This is a genomic window from Roseiconus lacunae (assembly GCF_008312935.1).
Lineage (GTDB): Bacteria > Planctomycetota > Planctomycetia > Pirellulales > Pirellulaceae > Stieleria > Stieleria lacunae.
Map to the genome: position 1 here is coordinate 392,411 of NZ_VSZO01000001.1, position 13,691 is coordinate 406,101.

Genomic DNA, 13,691 nt, shown 5'->3' on the forward strand with positions numbered 1-13,691 from the left:
ACATATCTGGGGTGAAGGTTGGTTTGAATTAAACTTCATGAACGACACTGAACCGCTAGAGGGACGTTGGAGAGGTCCAGTTGTTCCCCCAGCCGGTGTACAGGTCATGTAGGAAAGCCTTCCAGTCTTCCGCGGTTCGGCTAAGAGGGTATGGGCTAGGACGGATCGGCGCCTCGGCACTCCAGACGACTCGAAATTGACCATCACTTTGAATTTGGCCGACACGCGGTGTTTTGAAGCAATGCTGGGTTTCTGGGTCCACGCGAACATCGCCTTCCGGGGCAGCAAGACGCTGATTAAGCATGGCACGCCGGACCTTGGCTGGCTCGATGCTCTCCGCATCACGTACGGCTTGCGCCCACAGTTTTACACCGACGTAGGCGTTTTCCATTGGATCGGAAATGACATGCTGAGGATACTTTTTCGTAAAGCGTTCGACGAACTCTTGATTCGCTTGGCTATCAAGTGACTGAAAATAGGTCGAGGCAGCGTAATCGCCTTCCACGTCTTGAATATTGAAACTGCGAAGCTCTTGCTCCCCAATGCTGAACATCAGACAAGGAATCTCGCTGGGGCCGATCCCTGCATCACGTAGTGCATTAAAGAATCCGACGTTAGAGTCACCGACAACGGTGTTCAGTATCATGTCCGGTTTGAGGCGTTTGATCTCTTTGACAACTTCACTAAACTCCAAACTTCCCAGCGGTACAAACCTCTCGCCAATGACTTCGGCATCCAATTCTTTCATTTGGTCTTTGATGATCTGACTGGCTGTGCGGGGGAAGACGTAGTCAGAGCCTACGAGAAAGAATCGCTTCACATGCACCTGCTCGTTCGCCCACGATACGGCGGGTAGGATCTGTTGATTGGGCGCCGCACCGATGTAGACGATGTTGGGGCAAGTCTCCATGCCTTCGTACTGCACAGGATAAATCAATAGGTGGTTGTGTTCTTCAAAGATTGGCCTGACGGTCTTACGAGTTGCAGACGTCCAGCAACCAAACACGACACAGACGTTGTCATCTTTTATCAGACGCTCGGCTTCTCGGGCATATGTTTGCGTGTCCGAACGACCGTCGGCGACGACGGCTTTCACTGTACGGCCCATTAAACCTCCCGCCAGATTGATCTCCTCAATTGCTAACAGCGTAGCGTCTACGACGCTTGTGCCACTTCGCGACATCGTCCCGCTAAGAGATTGTAAGACACCGACCTTGATCGGTTCTCCATGTGGTCCGATGGGTACCGAAGCGGAGGGAAAGAAGCTCCAGGCGATCCCCAAGGCGACTACCAGCACAATGGCAAGGGGCATGATTTTCCCGTACATCCGGCGATCCGATCGAAGCGAATTCGATGGGGGTGCTGCAGCGAGAGAAACACTGGACCGGGTTTGGAAATCGGCCGAGGGATGACCGGACAGGGCCGCATCCACGGCCTGCAGATCGTGTAGCATCTCTTCGACCGTCTGGTACCGGTCGCACGGATCTTTTGCCATGGCGCGAGAGATGATCGCTGAGCAATCGGGAGGAACAGACGGATCGTGATCGCGCGGATTGGGGATACGCTTGTGGCAATGGGCAAACATAACCTGAACGGCGCTGTCGGAATCATCATAGGGCTCGCGTCCGGTCAATAGACAATAGTACGTGGCGCCCAGCGCATAGATGTCGGTACGGGAATCGACAGATTGACCCTGGCACTGCTCAGGACTCATAAAATAGGGCGTACCGATAATCGTCCCTGATTGTGTCAATTGCATACCCGCGCCTCCCGATGTCAGTTTCGCCAAACCAAAATCGGTGATTTTGACAGTGCCAAGATCGGAACGCACAAGGTTTGCCGGCTTGATGTCGCGATGGACAAGTCCGGCGGCATGGGCGGCCGCTATACCACCGCAGGCATCAATCATAATCCGCGTGGCTTCTTGCGAAGTGTAGGCATTCCGTCGCTGGATTTCAGCCGCAACGCTTCCACCGGCAAGCAATTCCATAACCAGATAGTGCAACTGCTTGTCTTCAGCAATCTCATGGATCGACGCCACGTTGGCATGGTTGAGTTTTCCTGCAGCCTTTGCTTCCGCCTGAAAACGAGCCAGCGCGGTCGGGTTGGCCGCCAAGTGTTCAGATAGGACCTTGATGGCAACATCACGTTCGAGCGTCGGGTCGTGGGCCCGAAGCACAAGCCCCATCCCTCCTTGCCCCAATACTCCGGTGATTTCGTACTTACCCAATGTCTTGCCGATCCACTTCTCTGCCGTTTGGTTCCGATGCGAACTCGATCCAGTGTCGCCCGAGGTTGTGCACAGGCTTCTGGTTTCGCTGAGCTGAGGTTGCTCACCCTGATCATCGGGCGTTGGACTACCAATCGAAGGACTGTCATTCGGTGTCATAGTACGTTCAGATCAGTGAGTCGAATGCGACAACCGGTGAAATCCTGCTTGGCAAGACGCTTTCAGCCTGACAGGTACGGTTGGAGCCGGCAATATTGCATCAATGCAATGCGTATTCGTTCATAAAGTTTGGTTCTTAATGTTCCGTCGGGAGCGAAAAGAACTTCTGAAGGTCAGTGATCGAACAGGGCCAAACCACGTTCGGCACGGGGGTTCGTCCGCCGCCTCAATCAAGCGGTCGTCGGGGAAAAGAGGATTTACTTCATGGTGGAGCCCTGTCCTTTTTCAAAGGTGGGTCAATTCTATCACGCCTTCAGCGATTCGAATCGTTCTCTACAGGATTGAAGCCCTAACGGCGCGATGATTCGGTCCGACTACCTCAAAGAAACCGCCTACGTTCGCCGTGACTGGAGATTGCTAACGCATCGTTGGAATAGTTGGGTGGCTTCAGGTCGCACATTAACGAAGCGCGGTCGATGCGTCCGTTAGGACATTTTCAATGTTCGAGTGCGCAGATCTGGTCCCCCATTTTCATGTCGCCCATCGGTAACTCAAGGGCTTTACCGATCGATCTAAATTTTCTTCCATCGAATTCATTGTGGCTCGCCCTGGCCTTGAGGTGAGGGATTTGGTCTGCGGCCAAGTGGCCATATCGTGGTCCCTCGATCATTGGCGTCAGGTCAGATTCGCCTGCTCCGTTCGGACGCTCATGCTCGACTTCAGTTCTTCAATTTCAGATTTCAGTCTTTCGTAATCTGGGGTTCCCGATGCGCTATAGTTCCAATTTTTGTAGGTACCGGTAACCTTGGTAAAGTAGTCGCGTGCTTCATCACGACTTTTAAAATCATAGTTTTGATACACAATACTCTTTAAAAGTCGCAAGCTTTCCAGTTGGCGATCCCGCGGCATGAACGCATCGACTTCATCAAAAGCATCCTGTTGCAGATAGGCCATGTCCACCAAGACGGATTTTTGCCAGGTGACATAGTCCTCCAGTGTGATGCCTTCCTCTCCTGTCACTTGCATCATCTGATTGATTGCATCTCCCTTCTGAAGCAGCGTCTGCAACTGTCTGACGTCGTCCAACCAGTTTGGGGCAAGATTCTTACTGAGCCAAGGCGAGAGTTGATCGAAGTACCGCGACCAAGAAACGAGCGGATCAATTGCCGGATAAAATCGTTTGTAGGCACGGTCATAAGACAAGCCCAAGAATGTCTTTACCGTGCCGAGCGTCGACTGGGTGACCGGTTCTTCGAAATTGCCTCCTGCTGGCGAAACTGTACCGATCATCGTGAGGCTTCCTTGTGATCCGTCCGCGCAGCGAATTGTCCCCGCACGCTCATAAACACTTTTGATGGAAGAATCCAAGTATGCAGGAAATGCCTCTTCCCCAGGGATCTCTTCCATTCGTCCGGAGGTCTCTCGCATTGCCTGTGCCCAACGCGAAGTGGAGTCGGCAATCAGCAGCACCTTCAATCCCATTTGGCGATAGTATTCGGCAAGTGTGACCCCCATGTAAATCGAAGCTTCGCGTGCCGCGACGGGCATCGAGGAGGTGTTGCAGATAATGATCGTCCGATCCATTAACGTTCCGCCGGTCCGCGGGTCTTCGGTTTCCGGATAGAGCGTGATGGTTTCAACGACTTCACCGGCACGCTCCCCGCATGCTACGGCGATGACGATGTCCACCGTCGCGTAGCGGGCGATCGTACTTTGCAAAACCGTCTTACCAGCTCCAAACGGTCCCGGTATGCACCCCGTCCCGCCATCGGCGATAGGGAAAAAGGTATCTATGATCCGTGTTCCGGTGGTCAACGGTTCCTGAGCGTACATTCGTTCCGCGTATTGGCGACGCAGCAATAACGCGGGGATGGGGCGACGGACTGGCCACGGTTGAACCATGGTGACCTCACGCTCCACGCCTTTCACTTCAATCCGAGCCACCGGGTCGTTCAGCGTGTAGTTGCCTTCGCCAATCCAGGTCACCACGGCTGGCTCGGGTTCTCCAAAGGGGACGAGAATTTTATGGATGAACGAACCCTCGGGGACGGTCCCCAAAACCCCGCCCGGTGGAACCCGTGAACCAACCGATACACAAGGGGTGAATTGCCATTCTTTCTGCAGGTCCAGTGGCGGCGCGGAAACACCACGTGGGAGAAAGAACCCATGCTGATCAGCTAGTTCGTGCAATGGATTTTGCAAGCCGTCAAAGACGCGTCCCAGTAATCCCGGGCCCAGGGTTGCCGAAAGCATTTCGCCGGTCATTTCAACCCGATCGCCTACACGCACGCCCGTGGTGTCTTCAAACACTTGCATATCAGCGACGCGGCCGCGAATACGAAGCACTTCCGCCTTCAGCCGTTCATCACCGACACACACGTAGCCCACCTCGTTCTTTTTGACCGAAGTATGCTCGTCAAATTGAACTAGTACGAGGCTTTCACGCACCTGAACGACAACTGCCGAACGATCATTGACTTCTTGGTTATCGTTGTGATTCATGTGTCACCTCGTCAATCAGATTTGTGAACCGAACTTTGGCCCCCTGATCACTGCATGCCAGCCATGCTTGAATCATGTCCCACTTAAATACAAATGCCATGACGGCCGGGAATCCAAACATGGAACGTTCGGAGCAGCGAGATAGCCAGTGCCAGTTGAGATTCGATAGCAGTCGTTCCAGTCCAATCGCATCACCATCTCTCAAAAATGTTGAGACTTGTGTTACCCAAGGATATAGGTGTTGGAGCTTAAAAAAGGGGACGTCCCAATTTTTTCGAATCTGGAACAGCAGCCCGCTGGCCTGCCAAAGTTGCAGATCTCGCCACGGTTCGAGACCGGCTCGGAATCGCCGCAGCGCCGCGACGACTATCCGCTGCGTCATACGAAAGACGAGGAAGTCTTGCAGTGCGTTTTCGGTGCCGGTCTGCAACAAATGATCATGTTCTTGAATCAGTGCGTCTTCGCTTCGTTCTGCAATGCCTGACGGACGTAATGTGACTTGCGATCTTGCCCTGTGGATCTGTTCTGCATGCGCGGGGTGTAATCGAGTAAGTCGTTGATTCAGTCGAAGAGGGGTGATCGGCACTCGCTCAGCCGATTCGAAATGAGGGAGTCGCGGTAGGCTCGCGATTAGGTCGTAGTACATCATTCCGTGCCGTCCAAAATCGATCTGAAGCGGGGGAGCATGCGTTGTGCGATCAGTCGTGCAACCGCTCGATCGGACAGATCGACTTCCAATCTGTCTTCGACTAGCTGAACACGTGCCCCGCCGTCGACTTCGTGATCGGGAACGAGTTCGATTCCTTCGCGCAACATATCACTCGACAAAGCAAGGATGGCCTGCCTGCCCTCTTCTTTTAACGTGTTGTCACCAAGTAAGGCCTTTGATATCCGCACCCTGATGTCTTTGTCCTGGATAAACTCGTCCGCCGCACGTCCTGCAAGTACCAGCACAATATTGCGAACGAGTTGCTCGTCGCGTGTCGCTGATACAACGAGCCGCTGGACAAATTCCTCGAACCGCGAGATCACACGTGACTTCAAATCCAGTACCGTATCTCTTGCGGCCAATTGCAACGCATCGAGCGTTGCCGTCCGGTGGGCATCTATTTCGTCACGTGCCTTCGCCTGGATCACTTCGGCTTCGGCTTTCGCATCCGCGATGATCTTTGCTGCCTGCCGCTTGGCATCGCTTAGCAGGTGATCCGCTTCGCTCTGTGCCGCCTGGACCCCCTCATCGCGAATCCGTTCGATCAGTTCTTGAACACCGGCGGATGGTTTGGTGTTGCTTTTCATTGCGTTCAGTCGTTGAGATTACGGTTCAACCAATCGTCGAGTCCTGTTTAAACCACGCCTTTTCATCGCCTTTCATTCGGGCAGCCGTCCCGCCAATACAAGCGCGAAGACGAAAGCGAATACGGCAAAGCCTTCAATCAAGGCCGCGGGGGCAAGGGAAATACCAAACACCTCGGGTTTGTTTTTGGAAACATTGATCGCCGCAGCACACGCGGTGCCCTGCGCGATAGCGCTGCAAAGCAAGGCGGCGCCCGAGAGCACGCCGAGAGAAAACATTCCCGGAGAGTTCCCGGGCGAAATCGAAGTCGGCAATGCCATCGTCACCACGATCCCATAGATGGTTTGGGAGGATGGCATTGCCGCGACGCCGACAAAGCGTCCGAAACCGCTCTCGACTTCCAGCATCGCGCCGCAAGCAGCCATGCCCCCTCGAAGACAACCAATCATGCTGCCGATGGCTCCCAGGGACAGCGGGGCATATAAACCGATCCATCCTAAAGTGAGTAATGTTAATTCCATAGAGAACCTTCTTTTCGCCGAAAGGGTGTAAAACGTCGCCCTTCGTCTTTCAGACCCCAATTGAAAAATTCAATCACATTCAGTCGAAGACCATGAATCACTCCGCTGGACACGCCCAGCAGTAAATTCAGGGCGTGTCCAAATAAAAGTACTAACAAGGCCGCAATCAGACCGAATCGTGGCATGCTGCTGTAGATTCCAGATGCCATATCATTGAACGCCGTCGCCAAAGAAGCGGACGCCAAGCCCAACGCGAATAGACGCAAGTAACTTAAGACGTCGCCAAACGCAGCGGAGACTTTCGTTAGCCCGAGTAAACCGCCCAACAATCGCTTCAGCGGTTTTTCGTGACGCGCCGTGTAGAGCAACACCAGCAACAGTCCCGCTATGCCCACAAGAACGCCTATCAGCTTCAGCCCAGCAACCAGCGGGATCGCGGTTCCCGCTGCGAAGAGTAACCCTCCGCCTACTGCGGCCGCCCAACCGAACGATGACAGGCCGTCTCGCCAATCTTGATAGCGACGGGCATCCATGATGTTTGCCAAAACGACGTGCAACGCGCCGACGAAAACAGCAACGCCCATCATCAAATGCGAATCGTTGATGTCCAGCACGTGCAAGTAACCCAGCACCGAGTCAGTGGATGGTGTAAGTCCAAAGTAACTGCCGACCATGACGCCATAGATCATCGAGGACAGAACGATCATCAACAGGACAGGCCGGAATCGCTGCCCCGTTGTTCGCTCGGGAAGCGGTTCGCCCTGTTCGATGTCGGCAGCGTTCGCAAAGATGGCGTCAGTCGTGTTCGGGCGCCCGAGCTTTCGCCAAACCACCAGCAACATTAGGCCGAGCACCGTTGCATAACCCGCATCGGCCAAAATCATCGCAAAGAAAATGGCAAACGAAATGAATACGATGCCGGAGGGATCCCAAGTCCAATAACCGGGAGTCATGTAAAAATTCACAAGGTCCTCGCCCGCTTCAACACGCGGTGTATTGCGCATTAATGTCGGAGGCGATTCTTCGGGGGTCGGTGGTCGGTTGGAAAAGACGAACCCATTCTTGTGAGCGTAGCGCGCCAGTTCGTCGACGTGTAGCTCGGGGACCCAGGCTTCCAAGGCAAAAACCGGATCGGTGTCGAAGGTTTGCCGATCGGCGTCCGCACGAGCCGCGGCATCTTGAAGAGCCGTTAAGTTACGGGCAAACAGAAGGCACCAGCGTGTGAGCGACGCTCGGTCGGACTGAGCGTCCTCGATCGCCAGCTCAACTTCGTCGAGTCTGCGCGACATTTCGTGGGGGCCTGTCGACCCAATCCTCGCCCGTGGTACGGGCATTTTCGGTACTTCTACTGGCGAGACAACAACGACATAACAGCACTGCGGGTCTCGTGCGACGATTTCCGATGCCGCCGCAACTCGAACACTCGTTTCCGCAACGGCCGCATCGACCTGGGCAATGTTGGCATGCGGTACCGCGTAAAACCAAAGCCGCAGGTCGCCCATTTGTTCTTTCGGTACAAAACGAAATTTGCCAAATGGTTTGGCCGCATCCAGACGTTGCAAAAGGTCGTCACGCTCGGCCTCCAAGGTCGCAATGCGATCCTGCAGCTCCAGGGCCTTTTGTTCGACGACATGTGGATCGAAGGTCTCATAGTTCTGAACTTGCCGACGACGCTGTGGTGCCGAGAGAAGGAATTTCAATGCCTCGCGAGAGCGATCGGAGGAAGCATGCCCTGCTGCTCCCTTTGCAACTTGGCCAGAGGGAATGATTTCCAAAACTCCAAACCGATGCAGATCGTCAAGTAGAATTTCCTTGTCGCCGATTAGACCGGCGAATGAGACACGATGTAACGTGACAATGCTCATGCGTGTCCCTCTTCGCTGCTCCAATCCTCGCCGGCTTTTGACTGCTTTGCCTTGGAGAGCTTTGATGCGATCACGGCGGCGCGTTCAGCATCGCCGAGGAAGATGCGTATCCGTTGGATATGTTTCTTTGCGTCGGGGATTAGGACTTTTTCGAACAGGTTGACCCGCTGTGTAATCCGCCGCACGGCATGATCAAGAATCTTGACGCGTTCGCCGGCGATACGCGCCCGAACGCGTGCCTCGGCTGCGTCCTTCAGTCTTTCGATGAGAATGTCCACCCACGCTGGTGTCGCCAGTCGCGAGTAGTCCGCCACGTTAAACTCGACGTGTTCAAGAGTCGGAAGCCGTGTTCCCACAACGTTTTGTTCGCCGACGCGATACCCGTTCATACTTACCAAGCCGCTGAGATCGATCGATTCATCAGCGATCATCGGAAGTTCGCGCCCGATGTGAGTCTCCAGTTCCTCGGCGAACCCACGAGAAGATTGGTAGTCGGCACGTGCTTTTTGTGCCTCCACCGTCAGTTGTCGGCGTTTCAGATCCAGCGACGGAAGCAGTTTCTGATAGAGCTTCAGCTGTTGTTGTTGCTGCTGAAGCGAATTCTTGCTGAGCCTGAGCTTAGCCATGAATCGGGGCCTCGTTGACTGCCACAGGTCCGACATCTTTTGGAAAGTATTTCTCCACAAGGGCTTGTTTCATCAACAACTCCTGTGGTTCAAAGCATTCCGCCAGGGTTTTCCAACACAGGTCCAGAGCTTCGGTCACCGGCATCGAGATTCGGATGTCCATGAATCGCTCGCGGAATAGCGTGCCGAAACGAAGAAGCTTCTGATCGAACGGCGATAATTCGAACGCCATCGCCTGCTTTCGCTGCGCTTCGACTGCCTCGGAATAGAGACGGACCATCGCGTTCATGATTTGGGAGTGATCCTCACGAGTGGCCTTTCCGATGACATGTTGCTTTAGCCGTGACAACGAACCAAAGGGATCAATGATACCGCCATGCAAGTAAAACTGTCCTTCGGTGATATAGCCGGTATTGTCGGGAACCGGATGGGTTACGTCGTCGCCTGGCATGGTCGTCACGGTCAGAATGGTGACAGAACCGGCACCTTTGAAGTCACAAGCTTTTTCATAACGTTGAGCCAGTTGCGTGTATAGATCGCCCATGTAGCCACGGACCGCGGGGATCCTCTCCTGTGCAACGCCTATCTCTTTCATCGCATCCGCATAGGCCGTCATGTCCGTTAGTAGGACAAGAACTCGTTTGTTCTCTTCCACTGCAAATTTTTCGGCGACCGCGAGTGCCATGTCGGGTACCAACAGTCGCTCGACAAGCGGGTCGGAGGCTTGATTGACAAACATCACCGTTCGGGCGAAGACCCCATGCTCTTCAAACGCCGTGCGAAAGAAGTAGTAATCGTCAAAGATCAGTCCTAAACCACCGAAGACCAAGACGTCAGCGTTGGCTTGAAACCCGATGCGAGCAAGAAGTTCACTGTGTGGTTCGCCGGCGATCGAGAAGATTGGGATCTTCTGACTTTCGACCAGACAATTGAACAGATCAATCATTGGTATGCCGGTTTCGATCATTTTTGTGGGCATCACACGCATCACAGGGTTGACCGTCGGGCCACCAACTTTGACGCGTGGTTCCGTTGACAAATCGGGGCCACCGTCCATCGGCTCGCCCGAGCCACGAAAAATGCGTCCCAAAATGTTCGGTGAATAGACCACGTCGAGCGGTCGGCCGAGAAAGCGAACCGTCGCGTCGGTCGATAAGCCCTTGCCTCCCGCAAACACTTGAAGACTGGCCAGGTTACGATCCAGGGCTATTACTCGCGCCAATGAGATTTCATCGTCGGTATTCTGGACTTCCGCCAGGTCGCCCAGCGCAACGCCAGTCGCATGAACACGAATGACGTCCCCGACGATTTCATGCACGCGGGTGTGACGGACGAGCTGTTGCAATTGTGATTCCATTGAGGTTGCCTCGAAACGTTATTCCGCTTGAACCCGGTAAAGCAGGGCATACAACGTGGGGACCATGACCATCGTCAGCACGGTTCCAACAATCAAGCCGAAGAAAATCGTCACAGCCAAGGCGACCCAGAAAACGTCTTGCAGCATCGGCAAAACGCCAAGCACGGTTGTGCCAGCCGCATTTACCACAGGGCTCAAGCGTGAAACCCCTGCCTCTACGACCGCGTTGTAGGGCGAGAGGCCTCGCGCAAGATTCGCATTGACTTCATCCAACAGAACCACGGCGTTTTTGATCATCATTCCCGACAAACTCATCGCACCCAACAGAGCGATGAATCCAAACGGTGTTTGTGTTACCAGCATTCCGCCCGAGACCCCAATCATGACAAAGGGAATCACGCCGATGCAGATTAGCATCGGCCGAAAGCCATTGAACAACGCCACCAAGATGAACAGCATGATCACGATGGCCGGAACGATTCCGGGTAATAGGGCTTCCTGTGACTGCTTCGCGCTCCAGTACTCCCCGTCCCAATCCAAGCGATACCCGGGAGGCAGGTCGATCGCATTGAATTTGTCCACCACGGCGTTTCGCAGCGTTGGTGCGGTGACGTCATTGGGGGAGCACTGCACTGTGATTGCGCGACGGCGGTCCCATCGCCAGATGATCGGGTCTTCCCATGACAAATCAACACCATCGATGACTTGACCGACTGGGATAGCGTTGGTTCCAAGCTTGGGGGTCACTTGCAATTCGTCAAGCGATGTGGCCGCACGCTGTCGTTCCGATTCAACATTGCGTGCCACAATGGGAATCAGATCGTCGTCCTGACGAAATTGACCAACACGGATGCCGTCAGAAGCTCGCTTCATCACCCGTGCCAGATCGTCGCGTGAAATGCCAGCCCAGCGTGCGCGTTCTTGGCTATATTGGGGCTCCAGTGCCTGAACGCGTTCGCGCCAATTGGTCCGCACCTCCTTGGCAAAAGGCGAATCGTGAAGGATCTCAGCTCCCTGTTTAGCGAGTTGCCGTAGGACGTCGGGATCTGCGTTTGCCGGTCCACTAAACCGAGCTTCAATCTTCCAGTCGTCAAATGCCCCGACGGCGTATTTGCGAACTCGCACCATCGCTTCTGGGACATTCTCTTTGACCCAGACGTCGGTGTCTCTCACCAATTCATTGACGCCATCGAGCGAATTCGCATTGACGATGATTTGTCCATAGGAACTGTAAGGGTCTTCCGCGCTTACCGGCAGGTAAAAACGCGGCGGGCCTTTCCCGACGAAAACGCTGACCGATCGAGTCGCCTCATGTTCCTGAAGGTACGCTTCAATTTTTTGCAGGTTTCCACTGGTTTGCTGGATACGCGTTCCCTCGGGAGCCCAATAGTCGATCATGACTTGCAGCCGACTGGAGTCAGGAAAGTAAAGTTTGGGAACCCACTGAAACGCGACCGCCGAAAGAGCAAGCAGCCCCACCATGCTTGCCAAAAAAGTCAAGCGATACCGAATCGTTAACGACAGAAGCTTGCGAAAGAGAACGTAAACTCTGCCTTGATACGGGGCCCTCGCGGATTGATCCCCGGCAGGCCTCGGCAGCATCGCGATGCATAGCAAGGGTGCGACGGTCTGGCAAAAGATCCAACTCAATAGCAGGGAAATCGCGACCACCGTGAACAAGCTACCGGCGTACTCGCCCGTGTCATAGCTCGAGGCGAAGATAGGATAGAAGGCCATGCATGCGACGACTGTTGCGCCCAGCAATGGAATTGCCGGACCATTGGCAGCCTCGATCGCCGCTTTGGTGCGATCCATGCCTCGGGCAATTCGAACCATGATGCCATCGGTCACAACGATCGCGTTGTCGACCATCATTCCCATCGCGATAATCAAGGCCCCCAGCGAAATTCGGTGCAAGTCGATTCCCATGATGGCCATCACAATGAAACTTCCCAATATCGGGAACACCAGACCACTGATTCCGATGATGATGCCGGGGCGAATTCCCATCGTCAGGGCTAGCAGCGCCAAGACGATGGCGACAGCCTCGAGCAAACTGATCATGAATGCGCGGATCGACTCGCTGACCTGATCGGACTGCCAGGAAATACGTTCAACGTTGATCCCAACCGGCAAATCGGCCAGCAGCTGATTGAGATGCGAATCGATTCTCCCGCCGACCTCGACCACGTTTTCGCCGGCTGCCGGCGCGATCGCCAACGCGATTGCCTGCTGCCCGTTGTGTCGGAGAAGGTGACTGGGAGGAGTGGCGTAGCCGACATTTACGGTGGCGAAATCTCGAATGCGAATGATCTCATCCTGTCCATCGATCACGCTGGCGATTGCCAGGTCGCCAATTTCTTCTGGTGTGCGAAATTCGCCACTCGGCGATACCCGTAAGCGTTGCGTCTGGTAGTCAACCCGTCCGGCATCGACGACCATGTTCTGAGACCGGAGTGTTTCGATAAATTGAGCAGGCGTAAGATTCAATTCCGCCAGTTGCGACGAAGTGACATCCAGAAAGATCCGTTTTTCCTGTACGCCCCAAAAATCAACGCGTGCGACGCCTTTGACGACGCTCAATTCTTTTCGCATGTTTTTGACGTAGCGCTCTAGCTCGGCATAGCTAAAGCCATCGCTGCTCACGGCCAGCAAAAAGCCAAACACATAACCAAAATCGTCTCCGACTTTAGGCTTTCCGGCGCCTGGCGGCAAAGTAGGCTCCACGTCGGCAACCTTCTTTCGCAACACGTCCCATACTTGCGGCAGACGTTCGGACCAGTAGTTGCTCTTGATGTCCACCTTGATGATGGAAAGTCCCGGCCGCGAATTGGAATAGACATTCTTTAGTTCCGTCATCTCCTGTAGCTTGGTTTCCAGTCGATCGGTGACTTCAAGTTCCACCTGTTCGGCACTGGCACCCGGATACGCGGTCGTGATAACCGCCGTCTTGACCGAGAACTCGGGGTCTTCTAGTTGTCCCAGTTGAAAATAGGAAAAGACTCCACCAACGAGAACAAGCCCGATAACGAATAGCGTAATCGCCTTCTTTTCAATCGAAATTGCTGCCAGGTTCATCGACGGCACACCGGATCATTATTAGCAACAATGCCGGAGAGAACGCTCTCCGCGAATTT

At 54.2% G+C, this 13,691-nt stretch carries 9 protein-coding genes; all 9 read right to left on the reverse strand.

The genetic code is table 11. The features are described 5' to 3' along the window. Positions 1-55: 55 nt before the first annotated feature. Positions 56-2,389, reverse strand: coding sequence for a transporter substrate-binding protein (locus FYC48_RS01385; protein WP_149494912.1), 2,334 nt, complete (start codon positions 2,387-2,389; stop codon positions 56-58). 675 nt (positions 2,390-3,064) lie between these two features. Next, positions 3,065-4,891 carry a V-type ATP synthase subunit A gene (locus FYC48_RS01390; RefSeq protein ID WP_149494913.1) on the reverse strand — a complete coding sequence of 609 codons (1,827 nt, stop codon included), beginning with the start codon at positions 4,889-4,891 and terminating at the stop codon, positions 3,065-3,067. Continuing rightward, entirely contained in the window at positions 4,875-5,540 is a 666-nt protein-coding gene (locus FYC48_RS01395; RefSeq protein ID WP_235034014.1) for a DUF2764 family protein, read from the reverse strand. Before FYC48_RS01395 ends, FYC48_RS01390 begins: the two co-directional genes overlap by 17 nt. Beyond that, on the reverse strand, positions 5,537-6,187 hold the full coding sequence (locus tag FYC48_RS01400; protein WP_149494914.1) for a hypothetical protein: 651 nt from the start codon (positions 6,185-6,187) through the stop codon (positions 5,537-5,539). Before FYC48_RS01400 ends, FYC48_RS01395 begins: the two co-directional genes overlap by 4 nt. 72 nt (positions 6,188-6,259) lie before the next feature. Beyond that, positions 6,260-6,706 (reverse strand): ATP synthase subunit C, encoded by a 447-nt coding sequence (locus FYC48_RS01405; RefSeq protein ID WP_149494915.1) that lies wholly within the window; start codon positions 6,704-6,706, stop codon positions 6,260-6,262. Next, positions 6,697-8,571 carry a V-type ATP synthase subunit I gene (locus FYC48_RS01410; RefSeq protein ID WP_149494916.1) on the reverse strand — a complete coding sequence of 625 codons (1,875 nt, stop codon included), beginning with the start codon at positions 8,569-8,571 and terminating at the stop codon, positions 6,697-6,699. Before FYC48_RS01410 ends, FYC48_RS01405 begins: the two co-directional genes overlap by 10 nt. Beyond that, the gene (locus FYC48_RS01415) at positions 8,568-9,197 is read right to left on the reverse strand and encodes a V-type ATP synthase subunit D (RefSeq protein ID WP_149494917.1); all 630 of its coding nucleotides are present in this window, start codon (positions 9,195-9,197) and stop codon (positions 8,568-8,570) included. The genes FYC48_RS01410 and FYC48_RS01415 overlap by 4 nt, the downstream gene beginning before the upstream one ends. Beyond that, a complete protein-coding gene (locus FYC48_RS01420; RefSeq protein ID WP_149494918.1) occupies positions 9,190-10,554 on the reverse strand; it encodes a V-type ATP synthase subunit B in 1,365 nt (454 codons plus the stop codon). Before FYC48_RS01420 ends, FYC48_RS01415 begins: the two co-directional genes overlap by 8 nt. An 18-nt stretch (positions 10,555-10,572) precedes the next feature. Continuing rightward, positions 10,573-13,632 carry an efflux RND transporter permease subunit gene (locus FYC48_RS01425; protein ID WP_149494919.1) on the reverse strand — a complete coding sequence of 1,020 codons (3,060 nt, stop codon included), beginning with the start codon at positions 13,630-13,632 and terminating at the stop codon, positions 10,573-10,575. Positions 13,633-13,691: the final 59 nt, after the last annotated feature.